This window comes from Pedobacter sp. T50_32, assembly GCF_057652195.1.
In genome coordinates, this window is sequence record NZ_JBYFBY010000003.1 from 315,625 (window position 1) to 340,375 (window position 24,751).

Below are 24,751 nucleotides of genomic sequence, written 5' to 3' on the forward strand. Positions count from 1 at the left end.
TTTTATTGTAAAGTTATAAAGTTGAAAGGTTGTAAAGTTGAAAGGTTGTAAAGTTAAATTTATGTAACCTAATTAACTTTTTTCTCTACTGTAAATTTTTCTCCAAAACGATCTGTAGCTACAACTTTAACTACTTTAACAGCCGAACTACAATGCGCCATAAATAAATGCTCTGTTCTTGTTGGTTCAGCAAATCCTCGTGAAGCTGGCAATTTCTCTCCTTTATACAGCCTTACCGCTTCAGGATCAAACCCTTTCATCTTTTCTAACTCAACTGATGTTCCATCTAAAAAACATTCTACTTTCCATTCTGGATCGTAATTCCAAACATTGGCGATGATACGATTATTCCCAGTAAGCTTTTCTATATCTAAACTCACTTGATGTTTTCTATCTAGACCAGTTCCTTTGTAGTACCACTTCAATTTCTTTCCCGTCACCTCGTAAACACCGTAACCACGTGGTGCCCCATCACTACAAATTGGACCTGTCCACCAAGCACCGCAAACTGCACCGTGATTATGCTCGAAAACACCATCTCTAATTACGTTAACGTTATAATGTGTATGACCAGTCATTACATGCACGTTTGTAAAACTCCTCAAAATGTTATAAAAAGCTTCGTTGTTCTTTACACTGTTGTGGATTGGAATATGTGCATTAATAATTACCAATTGATCTTTGGGTACGTACTGCAAATCTTTTTCCATCCAAGCTAGTTGCTCTTCGCTGATATAACCATCGTATTTTCTTTCTTCGCCCAAATACCTTACATCATCTAGTACAATGTAGTGTGCTTCGCCCCTGTTAAATGAGTAATAAGTTGGTCCGTAGTATTTCTTAAAAGTTCTGTCCGAAGTCTCATCTCCACCTTGACGGTAATCCATATCGTGATTGCCTAAACATTGGAAGAAAGGAATGCCCATCAGTTCTACTGCTTTGTTATAATCGTCGAAAAGTGGCAAAGCATCCCATACTAAATCGCCTACGCCAATACCGTGCACTAACGCTTTTGATCCTAAATCTTTCAGTAATCGTTTTACATCTGGCACCGAGGTTTCCATCATTTGAGCTACATCCTTTTTGTTTTTCACCTGCGGATCTGCCCAAATGATAAAATGATGCTTATCATCGTTTTGCTTTAGTTTCTTTAAAGTAAAATTGATTTCGTTACGTGCGCCCAAAGTTTCATACTGGCGGTTCACACTTCCAAAATCAGTTTTAAAATCGTATCCAGAAGGCGTGCTTAAAAACAAAAATTCAGATTTATCATTAAGCGTGATTGAGTAACGACCACTAGCATCGGTTTTTACTACTGCAAAACCGTCTGATAACACAGCATTAGCAATTGCATTTTTACCATCGGTAACTGTACCTGTAATTGTGCCGCCATTTTTAAGCTGGTTAAAAGCATTTGATTTTAAGCTTACCACCATTCCGGTAGCAAGTAATCCAAATCGTTCTAAAAATATTCTACGGTTCATTGTGTTTAGTGTTAGTTGTTGTGGATGTTTTAAATTAAAAAGAGCAGAAGGCACATCCTGCCTTCTGCTCCAGTATATTTTTTTCTTAAAACTTAGTAGAAGCACTTGCTCCCGCTTGCGTAACGTTTAACACGTGTATTGCATTTACTAAATTAACAGGAATATTGATTTGGTTTGCACCAACATTAACTGTTTGTTCTACTGTAGCGATTTTTGCTCCAGAAACATTGTAAATATTGAATAATGCTTTTCCGCTAGTTGCTGCAGTATAATTTACAGAAACAGATGATCTGTTTGCTGATACCGATACCGTTAAATTATCGCCAGCTAAACCAACTTTTGCAGTAGCAACGCTAGAAAACGCAAAATCACCATCAAAATCTACTTGTTTTAAACGATAGTAGTTTGCGCCAATTACAGGTTTTGCGTCGGTAAAGTTGTAATTTTTAACTACGTCAGAATTTCCATTTCCTTTAACTTCATCTAACTTATTGAAAGTTACACCATCTGCAGAACGAGTTACCTCGAAATGTGAGTTATCTTTTTCTGACGCTGTTGACCAAGCTAAGTTTACAGAACCTTGTTTGTTTGCTTTTGCAGTGAAAGAGGTTAGGGATACTGGTAAGACGGTCACACCTGCGCCTGTTTCTATAGCTGTAAGTGGTGATGTAGAATTTAAGGCGATAGTAGTTGATGATCTAGGCGTTGTCCATGTATTTGTTTCAAGATCGTAAACACCTCCAAATTTTTGGAAGGAATTGGAAGCATAAGGAGTAGCGGCAGTCACTGCAGTATTAGTTCCTTTGTTAAAAAATGCCCCATTTGTAGTAGAATACAAATCGTTGTTACAAATTCTAAACCCAAGTTCTGGCGGACCTGCTTGATAATGATTTGCATTAGCAGTTCCCCAGAAAACAACATCTATAGGTATTGTAGTCTCCGAAATCGACGTTGTATTGAAAACAGCTATACCATTTGCTGTATTAGAGTTTACAAATAAGCCAGTTCTAGTTGCTGCATTTAGACCATCGCCAACAACTTTACCATAATCTACGCTCTTAATCCATTTCGCTCCACTAATATCAGTTGATCCACTTCCATTTATTGCTTGACCATCACCACCAACATAAAAAAAATCACCTTTTGATACACTGCCCGAAGTAAGATTAAACTGATAAACAATAGCTCCTCCAGATGCCCATCCTGCCGTTGGAGCAGGTACTGAAGACGCCGCCCCGAAATAAAGCGCTACGACAGCATAGTTGGTTGTAGCAAAATTAATATCTTGAGTAGCTTTAAACTGCATATACTCGTAAGCTTTAACACCAGCTGAAGTGCTTGCATCTGAGCCTCCAGGATCAGCCATTACGCCTGTAGCGATAATTTGTGATTTAGCCGATAATAAAATAGCAGCCAAAGAAAAAGTAAGTAAAAGTTTTTTCATAATTTTTGATTTTAAGATTAATTAGTTTTCGTTAATTATTTGGTTAGTATAAATCAAAACGTTTACTAATAAAATGCTTCCTATTTCAACCTCGTTGCGTCTTCTTCAATATCCGACAACTTACTATCATCTTTTAGGGTAATCCAATTATTCTTTCTAGCTGTAAGCCATTTTTTGGCAGTTGTATCATAAAGTCCTCCTAACTTCGTAAAATATGGAGCCGTGTCCGATTCCTCGGCATTTTGGAAAGCAGCTTTATTTCTACCCTTACCTCTAAAATATGGGCTTAACTTTGTATTGTATAAATCGTTATCGCAGATCAAATAACCTTGTTCTGCATCCCATAAATTGCCGCCGCTGGTACCTTGAAAGAAAATCACGTCAATTGGAACTGTACTAGCCACAACATCTTTAGTAGCAAAAACTGCTATACCTACTGCTCTTCCTGAGTTTGGAAATAAACTTGCAGTTGTATTACCATAGCCATCGCCAGTTTCATCAGAATAGTTTTTGCTCACTATCCATTTTGCCGAAGAAATATCTGTAGACTTAGCACCGTTGATATTCTTTTTTCCTCCGACATAGAAGTACTCACCTTTTTTAACAGCACCATTAACGATGTTAAATTTATAGGTTCTGTCGCCACCTGTTGCCCAACCTTGCGGCGCAGGCTGTCCAGGATTTGGCGCTACCGTTGTTCCGTTTTTGCAAACTACTAAAGCTAAGTTGTTCTTAGAGAAATCGATATCTTCTGTTGCCAGCAATTGAACGTACTCTTGGTTTTTATCAGATCCAGTTGGATTTGCAATGTAACCAGAAACAACCACTTGAGACTGGGCATAGCTAGCGCTTAAGGCTAGCAATAAAGCCGTTGTTATTTTTTTCATATCCTATCTATATTTTAGGTAAGTAAAAAAGGGAGAATAAATTCTCCCTTAATTTTATTATCTAACAGTTGTAACCTCTGTGCCTCCGTTTGCTGTTTCTATCTCAGTAACTGGAGATTGTTTAGTTAGAAGCACTAAAGAACGACTTCTAGCTTGTACCCATTTACCTAAAGTTGCACTATAAATACCACCTAGCTTATTAAAATAACCTAAATCTGCAGTTGGGTAAGCGCCTAGGTGCTGAATATTTGTACCACTTCTATAAAAAGGTTGTTCTCTAAGTGTTATAGGGTCAACTCTATCGTAAAAATCGTTATTAGCCACACGATAACCCACTGCTGGTGGGCCAGCATTATACAACTGACCATTGGTCCAAGTGAATACTACATCAATAGGATTGGTATCTTTTGTCACATTTCGGGTATTGAATAGCGCTATACCAAATGCATTACCACTATTTGCCATTAAACCCGCAGCTGAAGTACCATATTGTGTTTTCATACCTACGCCGTCATCACCAGCGGTAGTTAAATGGTTAATTGTTCTTATCCATTTAGAAGAAGCCATCGAGGTAGAACTTGCTCCGTTTATCATTTTCATATCACCACCTACATAGAAAAACTCTCCTTTACTTACACTACCTGTAGTCAAAGCAAATTTGTAGGTCCTAAACTGCGCCACGTTAATGGTCGATCCAGACACCCATCCGTTAGTAGGAAAACCTCCAGGGGCTGCACCACCAGCATTGTTACAAATAATTACCGAAAATGGAGTAACCGCAAAATTAATATCCTGAGTAGCAAGTAACTGAACGTATTCATAACGATTATCTCCACCAGCAACATCAGCCATAAAACCAGATATTACTGCGGCGGTAGTCTCAATTTCTGAACTTAACGTAACGATATCATCCGCCTTTCTTACTCTATGCTGAGCTGTAGATACACCATTGTTGACAACGTTAAATACAATACCGGTATAGTTACCAGAATAAGGAGGGATTTTATTTGCAAAAGTAGCGTTAGGTCCTGTATACATTACAATATCAGAAGTTCCATCATTCAGTGTTTTACTGCCTTGCATAACATCTGTCGGCGATAATGTAGGATTAAAAGTACCTTTAACAATTGTAAGAAGCGTACATTCAAAAGCACTTGGATTTGCAACGATCTGATTTGCAAAGCCCCTGTTCGCTTTTAATGCAATATTAGAAGCAACTTTTGTCACCTTACTTGCATCAATACCAGTTATTTGCAATATCCCGTCTACTCTTTTAATCACGCCTCCTTCCAAATTAACATGAACAGAATCGCCAGGAACATACTTAGCTGCATCTGCACCTATATTAATAGCCATACCGCGTAACGAGTCTATACCGTTACCAACACGTCTAATATTCTGAACTATCAGTAGCCCCGCTGGAAGGTTATTCCCTGAATGATCTGATACTACTTGACCACGTAAAGAATTGGCTCCTCGCATAAGTTCGGTATTTAGCGCAACGTCGCCACCTTTATAAAGTTTACGCAAATCGAAATTAGAAATGAACGGACTTGCATTACTTTTGATGTAATCGCTATCTCTCTTACAGGCTAATAATAAGGCTGAAAGAACTGCACCCAGCATTATAAAATTGAATATCTTTTTCATTATATTTTAATTATTATGAATTAAGGTTTTTGCCACCAAACTAACGTATTGATATTATCTGCTCCCTGAGCAGCGACAGCATTTTTGTAGCTAGTAGGATTTGTTGATTGCACCACAAGAGGATAGTTAAGTCTAGCTGGCATTCTGCCTCCATTAGCCAAACCTGGGCCTTTTGGTAAAATTGGATGTCCAGTACGTCTAAATTCGTACCATTGTTGCATGTCTACCAAAAACATAGCGAAGTATTTTTGAATATGGATCATTTCTAACTTGCTATCGCTTCCAGGAGTTAAATTATCTAAAGGCAAAGCGTTATTCCACATAATATCTGCATCAATAACATATTGTTGAAATGCAGCATCAGTTGGACTTGAAATGAAAGTCGGTAACCAATAGTTAATCGCATCTACCATACCTTTGTAATAGTAGTTTTCACCAGTTCCGTTTATCCAACCTCTAGCTGCAGCTTCAGCTTTAATGAAAGCCACCTCAGCACTATTCATAATGATACCAGTAAAAGGATCAGTCTGTAAAGTCGTAGGAGCGTTAGTTTGAGCATCTGAATAAAAGTAAGCTTGTTTAACTACTCCGCTTCCCGCTGCATAACCACTAGAAACACCAGTATAACCACTAGGTCCCTGTGCGATACCGAAACGTGGCACATTATTTTTCCCCAATGCAGGTCTAGTACGTGGATCATTCCAACTTACTAATCTATCTAAGAAAAAATCGGTAATAGCCGGACCTCTAAAATCTACAGCTCTCACACTTACCATAAACGGTGAAGAATACACTGCGGACGAGCTATTTGTTCCGTTCCATAAAATTTTAGCAGTATGATTATTATCCTCCATAACTGGATAGTTACCAGGATTAGTATCAACAATCTCCTTAATTTTAGCTATAGTAGTAGCTGCAACATCTGCTTTACCAGCTATCCTAAGCAATAATCTTAGGTATAAAGAATTACCAAATCTTCTCCATTTAGAAACGTCTCCTTGATAAACGGGATCACTGGTTGCTACAATAGCGGTACCATCTTTAAGCAAATCATTAGCCTGTTCCAATTTGTTTAGCATATCAAGATAAATATCTTTTTGCTTGTCAAATTTAGGTTCTAAAATACCAGGCTTGTTATCTACCCAAGCTTTATTAGCCTCAGAATAGGGAACATCTCCAAACATATCTGTAAGCATAGAATATACCCAAGTTTGAGTAATCAACGATATACCTTGGTATGACTTATTTAAACTTGCTGGGTTACTAGCGATAGTATGGATATCCTTAAGATCCGTAATATTCAAATACCAGTTATTCCAAGTATAATCGGCTAGATTATTCCTTATATCATATCTAAAAACTCTACCTTCAGAGTCGTTAATATCTACGGTAACCTGCATCAATTCGTTATTGAAGTTACGGTTACGGACCATATTGGCACTCAATACATTTACAAGAGCAGGCGCAAGCAATTGATGTGCATCTACTCTTGCCTTTCCAACTGGGTCTATATTTGTCTTTTCGAAATCTTTGGTACACGAAGAGCTGGAAATTGCAAATGCGGCCAAAAGTATATATATAATCGTATTTCTATTCTTTTTCATAATCTTTATAAATTAAAGGCCTACAACTAAACGAGCTCCAATTGTTCTGGTAGAAGGTAACTGCCCAGTTTCAAAGCCCTGTACGATATCTGAACCAGCCAATGTACCAAACTCAGGATCGAATGCTGGCCAAGGTGACCAAACAAACAAGTTACGTCCGTACGCTCCTATAGTTAATTTACTAAAACCGATTCTTTTTAAGAATTTTTTATTGAAAGCGTAGGTGATATTAGCCTCTCTAAACTTAACATAATCTGTTCTAAAAATACTTCCCTCCGCTTGATCCGAACCGTATAAAGAAGTATAATAAGTTTCAAAGTTAGTTGCAGTTACATCATTTGGACGATAAGTTCCATCAGGATTTTGAATTACACCTTCGCCTATAACACCATTGTATCTACCAGGCAACGTAACTTTTAGCTTACCCAGAGCTGCCATCCTAGAAAATGTAAGTGAATGTCCTACTGCTCCTAACTGAGCATCAAAAAGTGCATTTACACTAATTTGTTTGAAAGTTACTCCAGTACCAAAGCTAAATCTGAATTGAGGTAATGTGTTACCCAAATAGAAAAGCTCAGAAGGATTAGTTAAAGCATTACCAGTGTTAGGATCAAAAACAATTTGTCCATCTGGAGAACGCAAGAAACCCCTTCCGTATAAATCACCCATACTGCCGCCAACATTCGCTACAACTTGTCCGCCGCCTAAAGCACCGGTACGTAATACAACAGAACTGTCTGCCAATTCTTTGATGGTATTTCTGTTTGCAGTAAAAGTTCCGTTCAAAGTCCATTTAAATGAACGGGTTTGTATTGGTGTGCCATTCACAGCTAATTCAATACCTCTATTGTCTACCCTACCAACGTTTACAACTTGTACGTTATAACCTGTAGATTTATCAACTATTCTATTTAAAATTTGATTTTTGGTATTACCTGTGTACACAGCTAAATCAAAATTCAAACGATTTTTGAATAACTTCAAATCTAAACCTAACTCTATCGTAGTTGTAATTAAAGGCTTAAGATCTGGATTTGGCAATACCCTAGGATTGTTCATCGCACTATCAGGATAGATACCGTCTGCAGCATTTAAGTAAGTGTATTGAGTTCTATAAGGAATAGTACTACCGCTACCTACCTGGGCAATCGAAGCTCTTAATTTTGCAAAGCTTACCATTTTAGGCATTGTCCAAAAATCTGACGCAACGAACGACATACTAGCAGAAGGATAGAAAAATCCAACATTGTCTTTTCTAGTTAAAGTAGCTAATGTACTGTTCCAATCCTGACGTGCAGTAAGATCTAAAAATAGATAGTTTTTGAAGCTGAAAGACATCGCACCATAGAAACTGTTGATTCTGTATCTTGCAGTATCTGGCACCAATACTAAAGGATTTTCATTATTATCTAATCTATAGATATTTGGAATTGCAAGTCCGTCAGCTCTTTTTTCTAATCTATTATAGTGATTACGCATCTGACTACCACCAACGTTAGCAGTCATCTGTAAATCTTTGCTAAGTTTCTTGTCATACTTCAACATGAAATCTGCGTTGATTTCATAAGAACGAATATCTGCGATACGGTAAGAACCATGAGCAAACTTGTTACCAGATGCATCCCAAGGGCGCTGAGTTTCGCGAACATCGTTATTTAAATCTCCAGAAGCACGAACCATCAAACTTAATTCTTTAGTGAACTTATAGTTTAATTGCAAATTACCTAACCAACCGTTACGTCTCTGACCATTTAAGTACTGCTCTGAAATTGCGTAAGGACTTTCTGGGTTTGTTGTTGTAATGTTTACCAACTGACGAAATTGCTGTCCGGGCGCCCAATAATCTCTGTACCAATCTGTATTTACGTTTGGTTGCGCAAACATAAACCAGTACATTAACGATTGGTTACCATAACCTGTTGCTGGCAAATTGTCGCTATTTCTATTGCTATACTGAACTTTTAAATTCATGCTCAGTTTCTTTGTTAAATTGGTGTTTGCATTTAATGAAACTGTAGTTCTCTCTAAACCAGTGTTAGGAACTATCCAGTCATTATCACCATGACTTGCTGAAAGGCGCAGTCCAACATTTTTATAAGTACCATCCAAACTTACCGATTGGGAAGTTTCATAACCGGTAGTAAAGAATGCATCAATTGGATTTGCATAGGCTACCCAAGGAGTTCTATTAACCCCTCTAGTTTTCGTTACAGGATCAAACTGATAAAACATACCACCTGCAGAAAATGGAGCTCCCCAAGTTGCACTTGTGCCATTGGTACTTGAGCCATCATCTGTATTTCCGTAAGAAAAATAAGAAACACCAAACTGTCCTTGTCCAAATTCTTGCTGAACATCAGGGCTTCTATTCACATTTTCCCAAGAACTATTAGATGTAAATGTTATACCAACCGTCTTTCTACCCTTTGTAGCTGATTTGGTAGTGATAATAATAGCTCCGTTTGCACCACGCTGACCATACAATGCAGAAGCAGCTGGGCCTTTAAGAACCGTTACGTTTTCGATATCATCAGGATTTAAGTCATTTAATCCACTACCAAAATCTGCCGGCATAATATCACCGCTTGTTCCATAAACTCCACCTCCAGTACCCGCTGAACGTCTGGCACTACTTGAAGCCACAACCCCGTCAATAACGATTAATGCTTCGTTGTCTCCAGTCAAGTTATTTTCTCCACGTAAAATTATTTTATTAGAACCTGCCGGTCCGCCGTTACGCACCAAGTTTAAGCCTGCCACTTTACCCGAAAGCGCATCTGTCCAGTTACTAGCTACTGCATCAGTAAATGCATTACTATCTAACTTGGTTACAGCATAACCTAATGCTTTTTCTTCCCTCTTAATACCCAAGGCAGTTACTACAACCGTATTCAATTCATTTGTAGAAGATGTCATTCTAATATTAATGCCAGTTTGCGCATTTGCGAATGTTCTAGTTACGGTGGCATAGCCAATCATCGTAAAATTAACAGCAGTACCTCTAGCTATGCTAATTGAGAAACCTCCGTTACCATCGGTTAAGCCCAACACTTTTCTAGTGTTATCCGTGATACTAACGCCAGGTACACCTGTACCATCTGCATCATCTAAAATAGTACCTTTAATAGTAATGTTTTGAGATGTTTGTGCCACAACATCATGTAATAACGAAAATTGAAACAGCACAGCAAATAGAAATGCCATGCTAAATACATTTCTAAACGATCGCTTCTTCAAAATACCAATTACAGAAAGGTGTGACTGCGAGATGTGTTCGCATCTCGCTGCATGCATACACATGCTAGCCTTTTGAGTAGTTGTTTTGTTCATAATTAATTTATATCGGGTTATTTTACTAGTTTCTTTTTATAATTTTTCCCGAATGTCGCAAAAGTAGTCTGCCTTTGTTAACTCTGTATTAACTCGCTATTAAGGTACTTTGAAACAATTCGCAATTACAAATTATTTATTTTTTGGTTATTAAATATTTCGCAATGATAATATAAAAACAAATTGAAACTAAATATAATTTTCAAATAATCAAAAAAAATGAAAATATATTTTTTAACAGCCGCTATATATCAATTAAACGTATATAACAAATCTGATATTGAACCAAATCGAAAGCAATAAGAAATATTACGAAAACAAAACGCACAAAAAAAGCACTATCTCGCGACAGTGCCTCCTTTTCGATTATGTATAGAAATTTACTTTTAAACCACAGTTACGGTAATCCCCAATCCTTCTAAATGATTAATCATTTGCTGAGAAACACCTTTATCGGTTATAATTTGGTCAACATCCTCAAAACCACATATTTTACCAAAACCACGTTTATTAAATTTAGTCGAGTCGGCAAGTACGACTACTTTTTGCGAAACTTTAATCATTTGACGGTTTAAATGCGCTTCCATTGCATTTGTAGTCGTAAACCCATGCTCTAAATCAATACCATCAACGCCCAAAAACAGCGTATTAAAATAAAAGTCTTGCAAAACCTGTTCGGCATAAGACCCCATTACCGAAGAAGAACTCTTTCGAAGTAAACCACCTAGCTGTATTACTTCTACCTCTGGGTTGCGCAAAAACTCTATTGAAATATTGAGAGAAGAAGTTACAACAGTCAAATTCAATCCGTTAGGAATACTTTTAACAAAATAAAGCAAAGTTGTTCCAGAAGCAACCACTATAGAATCGTTCTCCTTTAATAGTTTTGCAGCAGCTGCTCCTATTCTGTTTTTTTCTGAAGACTGCATCTTTTCTTTTTCATTAACAGATCTATCTACAGTGTACGGATTACTCAACGTGGCACCGCCATGTGTTCTGAAAAGCAGGTTTTTATCCTCCAAAAGCTTTAAATCTTTACGGATAGTTACCGAGGAAACTTTGAGTTCTTTACAAAGTTCTACCACATTAATATATTGGTCTTGTTGTATACGATTAAGTATAAATTGATGCCTTTCGGCAAGCGTCATGCTCATAGCGTTTATATTTAATCGCAATTTAATAATTAATATAAAAACCGTCATCATATTTACATAAGAAAAATATTTTTGAAAAAGTATTTATTATTTCGATTTTGATTACTTATAATTGCTTATTGTTTCGTTTTATTACAATTTGTTATGCAGAGAATACATCACCACAACCTAGTTGACCAATCTGAATGGGATATTATTATTATTGGCGGCGGCGCAACTGGACTTGGCACGGCATTAGACTCTGCAAGTAGAGGTTTAAAAACGTTATTAATCGAACAAGCTGATTTTGCTAAGGGTACGTCGAGTAGAAGTACAAAACTAGTACACGGTGGGGTTAGATATTTAGCGCAAGGTGATATTGCATTAGTTAAGCATGCACTTAAAGAAAGAGGTTTGATGCAGCAAAATGCAGCACACTTAGTTCATAAGGAAGAATTTCTTATTCCTTGTTACGATTGGTTTTCGGTTGCGAAATATTTAATCGGCTTAAAACTTTACGATTGGTTAGCTGGACGTTTCAGTTTCGGAACATCGAAGTTTTTCTCTAAAAAAGATACCTTGAGCACTATGCCAGGCGTAAAAGAGGAAGGTCTTAAGGGTGCTATCCGTTATTTCGATGGTCGTTTTGATGATGCTAGACTTGCTATCAACATTGCACAAACGGCAAAAGAACAAGGCGCAACTTTGGTAAACTATATGAAAGTTACCAGCCTTATAAAAGATGGTGACAAAATTAAAGGTGTTGTAGCTACAGACGCTATCACCAACGAAACTTTCAATTTATTTGGAAAGATCGTAATTAACGCTACTGGGGTTTTTGTAGATGAAATTCTGCAAATGAGTAATTCTAATGCTAAAAAAACGGTTAGACCTAGCCAAGGTGTGCACATTGTTTTAAAGAAGGAATTTTTAAATAGCGATTCTGCATTAATGATCCCTAAAACCTCTGATGGAAGGGTATTATTTGCTGTACAGTGGCACAATCATTTATTGGTAGGTACAACAGACACGCCACTAAACGAACACAGCCTAGAGCCCAGAGCATTAAAAGAAGAAACTGATTTCATTTTAAGCACTGCAGCAAGCTATTTCAAGAAGAAGCCAACTGAGGATGATATTCTAAGCGTATTTTCTGGCCTACGTCCATTAGCTGCCCCTACTGATAGTAATTCTAATAGCACTAAAGAAATCAGTAGAGACCACAAGTTAATGGTTTCGGCAAAAGGACTGATCACCATTACAGGAGGCAAATGGACTACCTATCGTCGAATGGCAGAAGAAACAGTTGATTTAGCCATAAAAGAAGCTAAACTTCAATCTAAAGCTTGCCAAACTGAAAACTTAGCCATTCACGGTTGCGAAAATGCGATAGACGAAAACTATATGAACATCTACGGATCGGACAGGCAGGAAATCGAAACTTTAATTAAGCAAAATCCTGAACTGGGCCAAAAATTGCATCCGAATTTCCCTTACACCCATGCAGAAGTGGTATGGAGCGTAAGAAACGAAATGGCAGAAACCGTTGAGGATATGCTGAGCAGACGTTTGAGAGTGCTTATTATCGATGCAAAAGCAGCAATAGAAATGAGTACTACAGTTGCGGCTATTATGGCAAAAGAAGCAGGCGCAGATAAAAATTGGGAAGATGATCAAGTGAAATCTTTTGTTAAATTAGCAGAAGGCTATACCTACAAAACGAAAGTAGAAAAGAAGGAACCTGCTTTAGCAGTTTAGACTTCGACCAAATATAACGTTATGGGCAAATTTATTTTATCTCTAGATCAAGGGACTACTAGCTCGCGAGCTATTGTCTTTAACCACAGCGGCGAAATTATTGCCATAGCTCAAAAAGAGTTTACTCAAATTTATCCAAAACCTGGATGGGTAGAACATGATCCTAATGAAATTTGGTCTACCCAGTTATCGGTTGCAACAGAAGCGATAGCTAAAGCTGGTCTAACTGCAGCAGACATTGAAGCCATCGGTATCACCAATCAAAGGGAAACCACTGTAGTTTGGGATAGAAATACAGGCAAACCGGTGCACAATGCCATTGTTTGGCAAGATAGAAGAACATCAGATTACTGCCTTAGCATTAAAGAACAAGGAAAAGCTGAGAGCATTCAAGATAGGACCGGTTTAATTATCGACTCCTACTTTTCGGCCACCAAAGTAAGATGGATTTTAGAAAATATTGAAGGCGCACGTGAGAAAGCGGAAAACGGCGAATTGGCTTTCGGCACAATCGACAGTTGGTTAATCTGGAATTTAACTGCTGGAAAAGTTCACATAACCGATGTAAGTAATGCTTCCCGCACCATGATCTACAATATTCATTCTTTAACCTGGGATGATGAACTTTTGGCTCTATTTGACATCCCAAAATCGATGTTACCTGAAGTTAAATCTTCTAGCGAAGTATACGGTAAAACTGCAGGCAACATCTTAGCAGCGAAACTGCCGATTGCCGGAGTTGCTGGCGATCAACAATCTGCTTTATTCGGACAAATGTGTACCCAACCCGGCATGGTTAAAAACACCTACGGCACGGGCTGTTTTATGCTTATGAACATTGGGAAAACTGCAAAAAAATCGAATAACAACCTTCTAACAACTATTGCTTGGCAAATTAATGGCGAAGTTAATTATGCGCTTGAAGGCAGTATTTTTATTGCTGGCGCCGTTGTACAATGGTTACGCGATGAACTTGGCCTAATCCAAAAATCTTCGGAGGTGGAGACTTTAGCTCAACAAGTTGAAGACACAAATGGTGTTTACATTGTACCAGCTTTTGCAGGTTTGGGTGCCCCCTACTGGAACCAAGATGCAAGGGGAACCATCACAGGGATTACCCGAGGAACTAACAAATCGCATATTGCAAGAGCTGCTTTAGAAAGTATCGCTTATCAAACAATGGATGTTTTGAATGCCATACAGGCCGATGCAGGCACACCCATTACTGAGCTTAGAGTTGATGGCGGCGCTACCGCAAATGATCTGTTAATGCAATTTCAGGCAAATTTATTGGATTGTAAAGTGATTAGGCCTGAAGTGACCGAAGTTACAGCAATTGGTGCAGCTTACTTAGCTGGTTTAGCTACAGGTTTTTGGAAAGATGTTGATGAGATTAAATCACAATGGCAAATTAACAAAACCTTTGCAGCAACCAAAAAAGTAGGTGAAGATCGTATTGATGGTTGGAAAAAAGCGGTGAATGCCGCAATTGCTTTTTCTAGTTAGCAGTTTTCGTTTAACAGTTTAAAGTAAGCAGTAAAATCCCACATTTAACAGTACAACAATTAACAATACAAAAATCAGTTAACTACCTATGAACCCTTACATAGCAGAATTTATTGGTACAGCTATCCTAATTTTTTTAGGAAATGGTGTAGTAGCAAATGTTGTTTTAAAAGACACCAAAGGCAACAACAGCGGATGGATGGTAATTACTACCGCATGGGCACTTGCTGTGTTTGTGGGTGTTGTTGTAGCTGGCCCTCACAGTGGCGCACACTTAAATCCGGCGGTAACGGTAGCACTAGCAATAGCTGGTGCGTTCGAGTGGGGCAAAGTGCCTTACTACGCCATCTCACAAATTGGTGGTGCTATTTTCGGTGCGCTCTTAGTTTGGATTTTCTACAAAGACCATTTTGATGCTACTGAAGATAAAGGCCTAAAAGCCGCTCCATTTGCTACTAGCCCTGCAATCCCGAACAAACTATCAAACTTGTTTTCAGAAATCATGGGCACTTTCGTGCTTATTTTCGTTATCTTTTATATCACTGGAGGAGAAATGGGCGAAGAAAAAACACCAATTGGCTTAGGTTCAGTTGGTGCGCTTCCTGTTGCCTTTTTAGTTTGGGTTATTGGATTGAGTTTAGGTGGTACTACCGGCTATGCAATTAACCCAGCGAGAGATCTAGGACCTCGAATTGTTCACAGCCTTATCCCAATGAAAGGCAAGGGAGTTAGTAATTGGGATTATGCATGGGTACCAGTTGTTGGTCCATTGATTGGCGCCAGTTTTGCTACCTTGCTACATCTATATATTAAATTATAGCAATATACTTTTTAAGTTCATCAAGCAAATCGTTCGGATGAAAAGGCTTTGACAGGTAACCATCCATCCCTACTCCTGCTGTATCTTCTAACACCTGGTTATTTACCGTTGCCGTAAGCGCTACAATTGGTACAGATGCTTTATCGCCCTGCAAACTCCTAATTGCCTTGGTAGCTTCGTAGCCATCCATTTCGGGCATATAAAGATCCATCAAAATTAAATCGTAACTATTTTCCTGAACCAAGTCTAGCGCAATTTTGCCGTTTTCTGCTACATCTGGTAATATTCCGAAACGATTTAAAATTTTCTTGGTTACCATAACATTCACTAAGTTATCTTCAACCACTAATATTTTTAGTGTAGAAACACGATTGTCTTCGACTTGAGGATGTTTTTTCTTAGTTGGCTCAGCTGCTGCATCGTCCCTACGCGGAAACGATATATCAAATGAGAACTTTGTTCCTTTGTTTAAACCACTTTCCATCAGTAGGCTTGATTGATAGAGTTCAAGCACTTTTTTAACAATCGGTAATCCTAAGCCAGTACCACCATAGTTTCTATTTGTACTTGCAGATGCCTGCACAAACACCTCGAACACCTCATTTTGCCTACTCTTTTCAATTCCAATTCCTGTATCTTCTACCACAAACCTTACAACAGCGCTATCTCTAGACAAAGCAGGACTGCTACATGTTAATACAACACTTCCTTTTTCAGTAAATTTAATTGCGTTGTTTAAAAGGTTAAGCAAAACCTGAGTTAACCGAGTTGGATCACCCAACAAAGTAATATCCTTCAAATTAGGAATTACGTCCAAACGAAAATCTAAATGTTTTTCTTCTGCCTTTAACCTAGTTGCTGCGTAAATATTAGCAACCAAATCTGATAGATTAAACGGAATGCGTTCTAGTTCTACCATTTCAGAATCTAGTTTGTTAAAATCTAAGATATCATTTACTAAAGTGAATAAATTTTCGGCAGAGAACTTTAAAACTGCTAATGTTTCTTCTTGATCTTTTCTAGGTTCTTGCAATAGCAACACGTTAGTTAGTCCTATTACCCCATTTAGAGGTGTTCGCAACTCGTGCGACATAGTGGATAGAAAATTCATTCTAGCGTTAGACAATTCGTTAATCTCTAGCACCGTTTTGCTCAGTTTCTCGTTAATTTCATTAAGCTGATTCTTTGTAATGGTTAATGCGGTGATATTTTTGTTAAATGCCCTAAAAAAGAAATAATGTAGAAACGCAATGGCTACGAAATCAAACACTAAAACAAATACATAAATAGGTCTGGCTATCACCTGCGGGCCATCGCTCAAGAAAAAATATCCTTCTCTAGAAATAGCTGCATCTAATAAAACCGGAATGATATTTAAGCTAGCATAAAACCATCCCCATTTTGAGCCGTGCATATAAAACCCCAATGCCGACGCCAGCCAAATGTATTGCAACGTGGCTGCGTTCATGCCTTGTACGTATATCAGCAGATTTGCCCAAACTCCCAACACAGTGATTAACCATAGAACGAAGTGGGATATTATTCTCCAAGAATTAAAAAAATAGAGTACCGCTAACAGAGACAGCGCAAATAAAGAAATTACCGATGCTCTGATTAATTGAGGCACCTGTTCTGTATAGGCGTATGCAAAGGCCAGCAGCAAACCGAAACTGCAATAGGCCAATAGCAGATAAAACAACATCAATATCCTTGCCTGATTGATGGTATCATCTTCTCTAGCTTTTATTGTTGCGATAAATTGATTTGTAAAGCGCATATTTAGCTAAAATAGCGATATCAGCAGAAGAAGACAAGGGATTAGCAAGTTTACACAGCCAATATTACTCAAAAATATTATATCAAGCAGCACAACCAAAACTATTAGTTGTCAGAAGCATGCTCAACATCAGCAATTTCAACCTTTCCAAATCCAAATTTATATATCCTCCATAAAATCCAGACAATTAACAGAATAGTACATAAAACGGAACCCTCAACACCGAATTTACCACCAGATAAATAATTCTCTCCTATCGGGATGGCTTTTAAAAACCCTGGCATTTCATTTCCGCTCACATTGTAGCCCAAAATAATTCCCTGAGTGAAGTTCCAAGAAAAATGCAAACCGATAACCCACGCGATATTCTGTTTTTGCAAGGTATACACACAGAACAGAATTCCGGCAAGCGTAATATTCACCATCGCTAAAGCGGTAAAATCATCGTTGCCCACGTGCGCCAATCCAAATAACAGCCCGTTAAGCAGTATCGCTAGCCAAACAGGGTATCTTTCTGCAAAAATAAATAATGGGTACGTCCTAAATAACAGTTCTTCAAATAAAGACACTAACAGAAAAAAGACCAGATAAAGTAGAACCGACGACACAGCCATCGATTTTATGGAAAATTCGACGTAGCCTCCAGCGTAAAGCACAGCTGCACTCACTAACATAAAGACTATACCTAAGGCCGTGCCTTTCATAAAACCAGCCCACCACTGTGCTTTCCGAAGAAATACGGTATAAAAATCTAAATTAGGCAGCAATTTAAACAGCATCATCAATGCCCCTAAAACTGCTAATATTAACGCCGTTTCGTTCGAGATATCTGCTATTAACTCATTAGGAGCAGGTGGTAAAAAAGAAAAGCTGCTAATTAAACTAAAAGGAACCAAGCAAACAAAGCAGAGTACAATAAAAAGAACTAGCTTAGCTACAGGGGCAAAATAGTAAGAAGTTCTATCCTGCATATCTAGGTGATTTTAACAAGTCAACAACGGTTTTGTCTGTTCTAAAAGTAACATCGTCAACAGTAAGCTCTTCAATCTTTTTCCATCTAAAGCACTGGCTTGTACCCTCATCGAAATCAAAAACTTGGCATTTAAATTTGAGTTGTAATTCCTCTATCGGTTTTACCAAATAATAAATACTGATCACCTGGCTGTCATTAAAAGAAGATTTCTCGTAGAAATCCGTAGTGTAAAAATGGTTCACAACTTCAATTTTGGCATTGCACTCCTCCATAAACTCTCTCTTCAAACCATCAATCAAACCTTCACCAAATTCTAAACCTCCTCCAGGAAACTTGGTAAAATAGCGGTCGCCCTCAAATTCATCACTCAGTAAAACTTCTTGCTGCTCGTTAATGAGCAAACCGTAAACCCTAACATTAAAATAACTCATCGGCTAAAATGCTTTTGATTTTTAGTCACATTTTCCATATCCCATTTAATTTCACCACTAAACGCCTCTGCCCGTACGGGACAATTCGTCATTTTGCAGTAATGGCAACAAGCTGGCAAACAAGGATCAGCATGGATAAAAAGCTCAGTTTGGTGACTAACTTCTTTGTTAATCATGCTGTCAATATCAGAAATTTCTTTATGTACAGCATTCAAATCGAAATAATAAGGCAAAGTAACATGGCAATCTACGTGCAAATCTGCACCATATTGCTGCGCTCTTAAGTTATGTACATCTATCCAGCTTGGCTGCCTATTTTTTTGGAGTGCTTCCACAACTTCCTTTACCAATTCCAGGTTACTCTCGTCCATTAAACCACCAACAGATCTACGAGTTAACTTGTAGCCGTTGTAAATGATATAGCAACCCAGTGCTACGGAAATAACACTATCCAGCCATAGTATCTGCGTTAGTTGAATTACGATAATGCCTAGTACTAACCCAGCACTACTCACTGCATCGGTTAGCAAATGTTTGCCATCTGCTTCTAAAGTCAACGATTTGTTTGCTTTTCCAGTTCTAATAAGGTAAAAACCAACTATTGTATTTATTAAGCCAGTAGCACCAATAATTAAGGCACCGTCATATAAATCGAAAACCTCGTTACCATAAAAAAGGCTGTAAACCGATTTAACTAGAATAATTATTCCAGCAATACCAATCAGCACACCTTCTACAAATGCAGAAAAAAACTCTACTTTCCCATGCCCATAAGGATGGTTTTCATCCTTTGGTAAAGTAGCGAGATAAATACTGTAAAACGCAAAACCACTGGCTAATACATTCACAATACTCTCTACTGCATCAGTTAAAATTGCGTTAGAATTGGTGATAAAAAATGCTACAAACTTAGCCAACATCAGTATAATACTGGTGCAAAGCGAAATTAATATGGCTCTTTTATTAGATGTCAAACTCTGTGTTCTGTTCGCCAAAATTACACTTTTTAGTTTTGAATATTAGAACGAGAAGACATAGAAATGAGAAAATGATTATTTCCATATAACCAAAACTGCTAACCTAAATATCAAATTATCAATATCTCAAAAAAAGCGAACAAATCTTAAATTAATTCCATTTAAAAATATCTTTTATTAGGGCTTTATGAATAAGGTTTTTATATTTGCTACCTCACAGAAACATCATGAGTATTTTATCAGACAGAATAAATAACCTATCAGAATCAGCTACGCTAAAAATGACCAAATTAGGTCGAGAGCTAGCTGCAAAAGGCGTAAATGTTATTAGTTTAAGTGTTGGCGAGCCAGATTTCAACACGCCAGAACATGTTAAAGAAGCTGCAAAAAAGGCTTTAGACGACAACTTTACTCGTTACTCTCCGGTACCGGGCTATCCGGATTTGCGTCAAGCTATTGTGAACAAATTAAAGGAAGAAAACAACCTTGATTACGACATTTCACAAATCGTAGTTTCTACAGGTGCTAAGCAATCTCTTTCCAATGTAATCCTTACACTAATTAATCCAGGCGATGAAGTAATTATCCCTACTCCTTACTGGGTTTCTTATTCTGAAATGGTAACACTTGCCGAAGGTAAATCTGTTTTCATCGATGCATCTATAGAAAGTGATTTTAAAATTACCCCAGCGCAATTAGAAGCTGCAATTACTCCAAAAAGTAAATTGTTCATGTTCTCTTCGCCAAACAATCCAACGGGTACAGTTTACAGCAAAGACGAACTAGCGGCGTTAGCGAAAGTGTTCGAAAAGCATCCAAATATCTTCATCCTTTCTGATGAGATTTACGAACACATCAACTTTGTTGACCAGCACGAATCAATTGCACAGTTCGCAAGCATTAAAGATCGCGTAATTATTGTTAATGGTTTCTCTAAAGCATTTGCAATGACAGGCTGGCGTTTAGGCTATATCGCTGCTAGCAAAGAAATTGCTGCTGCAAACGACAAATTACAAGGCCAAACCACATCTGGAACTTGTTCAATTGCTCAACGTGCTGGTATTGTTGCTTACGAGCAAGGTTTAGATACAGTAAACGAGATGAAAAAAGCTTTTGCTCGTCGTCGTCAATTGGTTTACGATTTATTAAAAGATATTCCAGGTGTTAAAACCAACTTACCAGAAGGAGCTTTTTACTTCTTCCCAGAAATTAGCTCGTTCTTTGGCAAAAAAGATGCTGATGGCAATGTAATTAAAGGCTCTGGCGACTTGGCTCTTTATTTACTTAACGTTGGTCACGTGGCAACTGTAGGTGGCGATAGCTTCGGTAACGACAACTACATCCGTTTATCTTACGCAGCATCAGACGAGAGTTTAGTAGAAGCTTTAAGAAGAATTAAAGAGGCATTAGGCAAATTAAGCTAAACCTACTTCAAGCATAAATAGAAAGCGCCTTGACATAAGTTAAGGCGCTTTTTTTTTATTTGAAAAGCAATTTTAGTGCTACTAACTTCCGAAAGCCGGGCTATCCGTTTCTACCGATAAAGCCTGTGAAATAAATAAGGATACTGTTCTAAAAATCAGAACTGTGCTTAAAATCGGTATCCACTTCTATCCCGTTTAGGTAAATAGTTCAACCGAAATATGGGAAGGAAGCCTTAGCAAGAAGTACTAACTTAACTTCTAATCGCCTCCACCGGATCTAACCTCGAGGCCGAATAAGCAGGCCAAAATCCAGAGATCATTCCAATAATAACTGAAACACTTATACCTAACATGATGTTACTTAAATACAATACCACTGTAGTATCTGTAAGGCCGTTAATTAAAAGTGTCATTAGATATACCAAAAACAAGCCGCAAAGCCCTCCCAATAAGCACAACACTACAGCTTCAAAAATGAATTGCAAGAGTATAAAGTAATTTTTCGCTCCCAAAGATTTCTGAATACCAATGATATTGGTACGTTCTCTCACAGAAACAAACATGATGTTAGCAATACCGAAACCACCTACCAAAATTGAGAAACCACCAATAATCCATCCGCCAATATTAATGGCATCGAACATTAGATCTAATTGATTAGAAAGCATTGTTGTTTTATTCAAAGAAAAATCTTCCTCTTGCCCCGGGCCTATCCTTCTAATCGCTCTCATTTGGCCTTTCAGCTCACTTTCCACTTCCTCAAAACTGATATTATCTTTACCACGTACCGTTATTTGTGGGTTATAGCGTTCATTGTTAATGTCAAAAATCCCTTTGGCAAAGTTCATTGGCACAAGCACATTCTTATCTTGCGACATCCCAATCATGTCTTCTCCCTCTTTTTTGAAAACACCAACTACCGTTACCCTTCTTCCTACCAATTTAATTTGTTTACCAATCGGGTCAGCACTACCAAAAAGCCCTTCCGCTATTTCGGCACCCATTATACAAACTGGGCTTCCCGTATTGCTTTCATTTTCGGTAAAATATCTTCCGCTCTGAAATTCTAAATTCCAGGTTTGATCGTATTCATACGTTGCAGCGTTTAAAAATGCACCTTCTACCGAAGCGCTTCTATATTTAACTGTCCTACCGCTGGCAGAAACTTCAAAGCACACACCTTTGGCACTTTCCATTCGTTCTCGCAATGCCAAATAATCTCTATAAGAAGGTTCCGGACGGTTCACATATTTCCACCAAGGATAACTGTCGCCGAAAATCCAAGGCCATTTTTGCACAAATAAAGTATTAGAGCCTAGTTTATCAACACTCGCCTGAATGTTATTGCGCATGGTATCTACCCCTGTAAAAACAGCGATAATTATAAAAATACCAATAGTGATACCCAAAAGGGATAGCGATGTACGTAATTTATTTTGTCGCAGAGCGTCCCAAGCAAACCTAAAACTCTCACCAATAAGTCGAAAAACTAGCAGCATAATTGTTAGACCAAATGTAGTTAAAAAGGTTACACCTCCATAAGTGAAAAGTAAAAAGTTACGGATTATCGGCTAAAAAACTATTCATACTGCAATTAAATAGCTGTATTTTTTTGAAATTGTCTAGCTAGGTGTTTTCCATTTCAAAAAAAGGATATTATTTTGTAAATTTGCGCCCTAATTTACTATATCCATAAAATATGAAGTTATCTCAATTCAAGTTCAATTTACCTGACTCACTTTTGGCAAATGATCCTGCCGAAGAGAGAGACGAAGCACGTTTAATGGTGTTACATAAAGACACCGGTAAGATTGAGCATAAAATCTTCAAAGATGTTTTAGGTTATTTTGACGATAAAGATGTGATGATCCTTAATAACACCAAGGTTTTTCCTGCTCGTTTATATGGCAATAAAGAAAAAACTGGTGCCACTATTGAGGTGTTTTTGTTACGCGAATTAAATAAAGAGCTTCGTTTATGGGATGTTTTGGTAGATCCTGCTCGTAAAATTCGTGTTGGTAACAAATTGTATTTTGGTGATGACGATTTGCTTGTTGCCGAAGTTGTAGACAACACTACTTCACGTGGCCGTACTATTCGTTTCTTGTTTGACGGAACTGACGAAGAATTTAGAAGAAATGTAGAAATTTTAGGCGAAACTCCACTTCCAAAATACATCAAGCGTAAAGCTACTGAAAAAGATAAAGAGCGCTACCAAACTATTTTCGCTAAACACGAAGGCGCGGTTGCTGCCCCTACTGCTGGTTTACACTTCAGTAGAGAGCTAATGAAGCGTTTAGAGCTTAAAGGTATTGATTTTGCTGAAGTTACTTTACACGTTGGTCTAGGTACTTTCCGTCAGGTTGAAGTAGAAGATTTAACTAAGCACAAAATGGATTCGGAGCAATTCATTATCGAACAAAAAGACGCAAACATTGTTAACAAAGCATTAGAAGAGAAGAGAAGAATTTGTGCTGTAGGTACAACATCAATGCGTGCTATCGAGTCGGCTGTTTCTGCAAACAGAACTTTAAAAGCAGCAAATGATTGGACCAGCAAGTTTATCTTCCCTCCGTATGAGTTCAGCATTGCTAACTCAATGATCACCAATTTCCACACATCAGAATCTACTTTATTGATGATGGTAAGTGCTTTTGGTGGTTATGAAAACGTAATGAATGCATATGAAGTTGCTGTGAAAGAGAAATATCGTTTCTACAGCTACGGAGATGCGATGTTGATTATATAAACTAGTAGAGCGCATTGCGTTTAGCGTGTTGAGATTTATCGCTATACGCAGTACGCCATACGCAATACTTCATTAAATATGAAATTCTACGCAATAATTGTAGCTGGTGGGTCTGGAAAGCGAATGCAAACCGCAATAGCCAAACAGTTTTTATTGCTTAATGAAAAGCCTGTAATGATGCATACATTACAGGCTTTTCATCTTTCTGAAGTTCAACCAGAAATCATTGTAGTTTTAGCCAAAGCGGAGCATGAATACTGGAAAGAACTTTGTTTTAAATACAATCTAGCTATTCCACATACTTTAGTTGAAGGTGGGAAAGAACGCTTCCATTCGGTAAGAAATGGTTTGATGACAATTAAGGAAGATGGTATTGTAGCTATTCATGATGCCGTTAGACCAGTAATAAATTCCAGTTTAATCACACAAGCTTTTAGGCATGCATTAGAAGTTGGAAATGCAGTTCCATGTATCAAACCAAGCGATTCTGTACGTGAAGTTGAAAATACAGGCAGCAAAATCTTAAATCGCGATAAATTAGTACTCATACAAACGCCACAAACATTCGATTTAGGTCAACTGAGGATAGCTTATCAACAATCTTTCTCTCCTATTTTCACAGATGATGCCTCCGTTGTTGAGGCCGCCGGTTTTCCAATCAACTTGATAGAAGGAAACAGAAACAACATCAAGATAACGTATCCTGAAGATTTAGAACTGGCAAGTTTTCTGTTGAAAAACAATATTCCGGGATAGCTCAACCTTAACCATTTATGTACAATTCATTTAAATTATTGAATTGAT

The 24,751-nt window shown here is 37.8% G+C and carries 18 protein-coding genes; 6 read left to right on the forward strand and 12 right to left on the reverse strand.

The features are described from left to right. Positions 1 to 68 precede the first annotated feature (68 nt). The 7 genes from AC23ME_RS12065 to AC23ME_RS12095 all read right to left on the reverse strand — a co-directional run bounded on the left by AC23ME_RS12065 (position 69) and on the right by AC23ME_RS12095 (position 11,547). Complete coding sequence (locus AC23ME_RS12065; protein ID WP_487728021.1) at positions 69 to 1,484, reverse strand: calcineurin-like phosphoesterase C-terminal domain-containing protein; 1,416 nt, start codon at positions 1,482 to 1,484, stop codon at positions 69 to 71. Between the two features lie 85 nt (positions 1,485 to 1,569). Further along, positions 1,570 to 2,928 (reverse strand): hypothetical protein, encoded by a 1,359-nt coding sequence (locus AC23ME_RS12070; RefSeq protein ID WP_487728022.1) that lies wholly within the window; start codon positions 2,926 to 2,928, stop codon positions 1,570 to 1,572. Positions 2,929 to 3,008: 80 nt separating this feature from the next. After that, positions 3,009 to 3,815, reverse strand: coding sequence for a hypothetical protein (locus AC23ME_RS12075; protein WP_487728023.1), 807 nt, complete (start codon positions 3,813 to 3,815; stop codon positions 3,009 to 3,011). A 57-nt stretch (positions 3,816 to 3,872) separates the two neighbouring features. Further along, positions 3,873 to 5,465, reverse strand: coding sequence for a DUF5689 domain-containing protein (locus AC23ME_RS12080; RefSeq protein WP_487728024.1), 1,593 nt, complete (start codon positions 5,463 to 5,465; stop codon positions 3,873 to 3,875). Between the two features lie 20 nt (positions 5,466 to 5,485). Beyond that, complete coding sequence (locus AC23ME_RS12085; protein ID WP_487728025.1) at positions 5,486 to 7,069, reverse strand: SusD/RagB family nutrient-binding outer membrane lipoprotein; 1,584 nt, start codon at positions 7,067 to 7,069, stop codon at positions 5,486 to 5,488. Between the two features lie 12 nt (positions 7,070 to 7,081). After that, entirely contained in the window at positions 7,082 to 10,399 is a 3,318-nt protein-coding gene (locus AC23ME_RS12090; protein ID WP_487728026.1) for a SusC/RagA family TonB-linked outer membrane protein, read from the reverse strand. 386 nt (positions 10,400 to 10,785) lie between these two features. Then, positions 10,786 to 11,547 (reverse strand): DeoR/GlpR family DNA-binding transcription regulator, encoded by a 762-nt coding sequence (locus AC23ME_RS12095; protein ID WP_487728312.1) that lies wholly within the window; start codon positions 11,545 to 11,547, stop codon positions 10,786 to 10,788. Between the two features lie 150 nt (positions 11,548 to 11,697). Between AC23ME_RS12095 and AC23ME_RS12100 the strand changes: the two genes are divergently transcribed. The 3 genes from AC23ME_RS12100 (at position 11,698) to AC23ME_RS12110 (ending at position 15,616) form a co-directional block, all read left to right on the forward strand. After that, positions 11,698 to 13,290 carry a glycerol-3-phosphate dehydrogenase/oxidase gene (locus tag AC23ME_RS12100; RefSeq protein ID WP_487728027.1) on the forward strand — a complete coding sequence of 531 codons (1,593 nt, stop codon included), beginning with the start codon at positions 11,698 to 11,700 and terminating at the stop codon, positions 13,288 to 13,290. 21 nt (positions 13,291 to 13,311) lie between these two features. Then, positions 13,312 to 14,796, forward strand: coding sequence for a glycerol kinase GlpK (gene glpK, locus AC23ME_RS12105; RefSeq protein ID WP_487728028.1), 1,485 nt, complete (start codon positions 13,312 to 13,314; stop codon positions 14,794 to 14,796). 88 nt (positions 14,797 to 14,884) lie between these two features. After that, positions 14,885 to 15,616: an MIP/aquaporin family protein gene (locus tag AC23ME_RS12110; RefSeq protein WP_487728029.1), complete on the forward strand. Its 732-nt coding sequence runs from the start codon at positions 14,885 to 14,887 to the stop codon at positions 15,614 to 15,616. On the opposite strand, the gene AC23ME_RS12115 is transcribed toward AC23ME_RS12110, so the two are convergent. The 4 genes from AC23ME_RS12115 to AC23ME_RS12130 form a co-directional block, all read right to left on the reverse strand. After that, complete coding sequence (locus tag AC23ME_RS12115; RefSeq protein ID WP_487728030.1) at positions 15,606 to 17,393, reverse strand: response regulator; 1,788 nt, start codon at positions 17,391 to 17,393, stop codon at positions 15,606 to 15,608. The genes AC23ME_RS12110 and AC23ME_RS12115 overlap by 11 nt on opposite strands. Positions 17,394 to 17,497: 104 nt before the next feature. Then, positions 17,498 to 18,364 carry a CPBP family intramembrane glutamic endopeptidase gene (locus AC23ME_RS12120; protein ID WP_487728031.1) on the reverse strand — a complete coding sequence of 289 codons (867 nt, stop codon included), beginning with the start codon at positions 18,362 to 18,364 and terminating at the stop codon, positions 17,498 to 17,500. Continuing rightward, entirely contained in the window at positions 18,354 to 18,797 is a 444-nt protein-coding gene (locus AC23ME_RS12125) for an NUDIX domain-containing protein (RefSeq protein ID WP_487728032.1), read from the reverse strand. The genes AC23ME_RS12120 and AC23ME_RS12125 overlap by 11 nt, the downstream gene beginning before the upstream one ends. Continuing rightward, positions 18,794 to 19,771, reverse strand: a complete 978-nt coding sequence (locus tag AC23ME_RS12130) for a cation diffusion facilitator family transporter (RefSeq protein ID WP_487728313.1) — start codon at positions 19,769 to 19,771, stop codon at positions 18,794 to 18,796. The genes AC23ME_RS12125 and AC23ME_RS12130 overlap by 4 nt, the downstream gene beginning before the upstream one ends. 230 nt (positions 19,772 to 20,001) lie before the next feature. Between AC23ME_RS12130 and AC23ME_RS12135 the strand changes: the two genes are divergently transcribed. After that, positions 20,002 to 21,198 carry a pyridoxal phosphate-dependent aminotransferase gene (locus AC23ME_RS12135; protein WP_487728033.1) on the forward strand — a complete coding sequence of 399 codons (1,197 nt, stop codon included), beginning with the start codon at positions 20,002 to 20,004 and terminating at the stop codon, positions 21,196 to 21,198. 251 nt (positions 21,199 to 21,449) lie between these two features. Here AC23ME_RS12135 and AC23ME_RS12140 read toward each other — a convergent pair whose 3' ends face one another. Further along, positions 21,450 to 22,694 (reverse strand): ABC transporter permease, encoded by a 1,245-nt coding sequence (locus AC23ME_RS12140; RefSeq protein ID WP_487728314.1) that lies wholly within the window; start codon positions 22,692 to 22,694, stop codon positions 21,450 to 21,452. A 203-nt stretch (positions 22,695 to 22,897) separates the two neighbouring features. Between AC23ME_RS12140 and queA the strand changes: the two genes are divergently transcribed. Both queA and AC23ME_RS12150 read left to right on the forward strand, forming a co-directional pair. Further along, a complete protein-coding gene (gene queA / locus AC23ME_RS12145) occupies positions 22,898 to 23,947 on the forward strand; it encodes a tRNA preQ1(34) S-adenosylmethionine ribosyltransferase-isomerase QueA (RefSeq protein ID WP_487728034.1) in 1,050 nt (349 codons plus the stop codon). 78 nt (positions 23,948 to 24,025) lie between these two features. Then, positions 24,026 to 24,703, forward strand: a complete 678-nt coding sequence (locus AC23ME_RS12150; protein WP_487728035.1) for a 2-C-methyl-D-erythritol 4-phosphate cytidylyltransferase — start codon at positions 24,026 to 24,028, stop codon at positions 24,701 to 24,703. Positions 24,704 to 24,751: the final 48 nt, after the last annotated feature.

Excerpts from the sequence above, each read along its gene's own strand:
- AC23ME_RS12065 (WP_487728021.1), bottom strand. The coding sequence starts at position 1,484 with ATGAACCGTAGAATATTTTTAGAACGATTTGGATTACTTGCTACCGGA.
- AC23ME_RS12070 (WP_487728022.1), bottom strand. The coding sequence starts at position 2,928 with ATGAAAAAACTTTTACTTACTTTTTCTTTGGCTGCTATTTTATTATCG.
- AC23ME_RS12075 (WP_487728023.1), bottom strand. The coding sequence starts at position 3,815 with ATGAAAAAAATAACAACGGCTTTATTGCTAGCCTTAAGCGCTAGCTAT.
- AC23ME_RS12080 (WP_487728024.1), bottom strand. The coding sequence starts at position 5,465 with ATGAAAAAGATATTCAATTTTATAATGCTGGGTGCAGTTCTTTCAGCC.
- AC23ME_RS12085 (WP_487728025.1), bottom strand. The coding sequence starts at position 7,069 with ATGAAAAAGAATAGAAATACGATTATATATATACTTTTGGCCGCATTT.
- AC23ME_RS12090 (WP_487728026.1), bottom strand. The coding sequence starts at position 10,399 with ATGAACAAAACAACTACTCAAAAGGCTAGCATGTGTATGCATGCAGCG.
- AC23ME_RS12095 (WP_487728312.1), bottom strand. The coding sequence starts at position 11,547 with ATGACGCTTGCCGAAAGGCATCAATTTATACTTAATCGTATACAACAA.
- AC23ME_RS12100 (WP_487728027.1), top strand. The coding sequence starts at position 11,698 with ATGCAGAGAATACATCACCACAACCTAGTTGACCAATCTGAATGGGAT.
- glpK (WP_487728028.1), top strand. The coding sequence starts at position 13,312 with ATGGGCAAATTTATTTTATCTCTAGATCAAGGGACTACTAGCTCGCGA.
- AC23ME_RS12110 (WP_487728029.1), top strand. The coding sequence starts at position 14,885 with ATGAACCCTTACATAGCAGAATTTATTGGTACAGCTATCCTAATTTTT.
- AC23ME_RS12115 (WP_487728030.1), bottom strand. The coding sequence starts at position 17,393 with ATGCGCTTTACAAATCAATTTATCGCAACAATAAAAGCTAGAGAAGAT.
- AC23ME_RS12120 (WP_487728031.1), bottom strand. The coding sequence starts at position 18,364 with ATGCAGGATAGAACTTCTTACTATTTTGCCCCTGTAGCTAAGCTAGTT.
- AC23ME_RS12125 (WP_487728032.1), bottom strand. The coding sequence starts at position 18,797 with ATGAGTTATTTTAATGTTAGGGTTTACGGTTTGCTCATTAACGAGCAG.
- AC23ME_RS12135 (WP_487728033.1), top strand. The coding sequence starts at position 20,002 with ATGAGTATTTTATCAGACAGAATAAATAACCTATCAGAATCAGCTACG.
- queA (WP_487728034.1), top strand. The coding sequence starts at position 22,898 with ATGAAGTTATCTCAATTCAAGTTCAATTTACCTGACTCACTTTTGGCA.
- AC23ME_RS12150 (WP_487728035.1), top strand. The coding sequence starts at position 24,026 with ATGAAATTCTACGCAATAATTGTAGCTGGTGGGTCTGGAAAGCGAATG.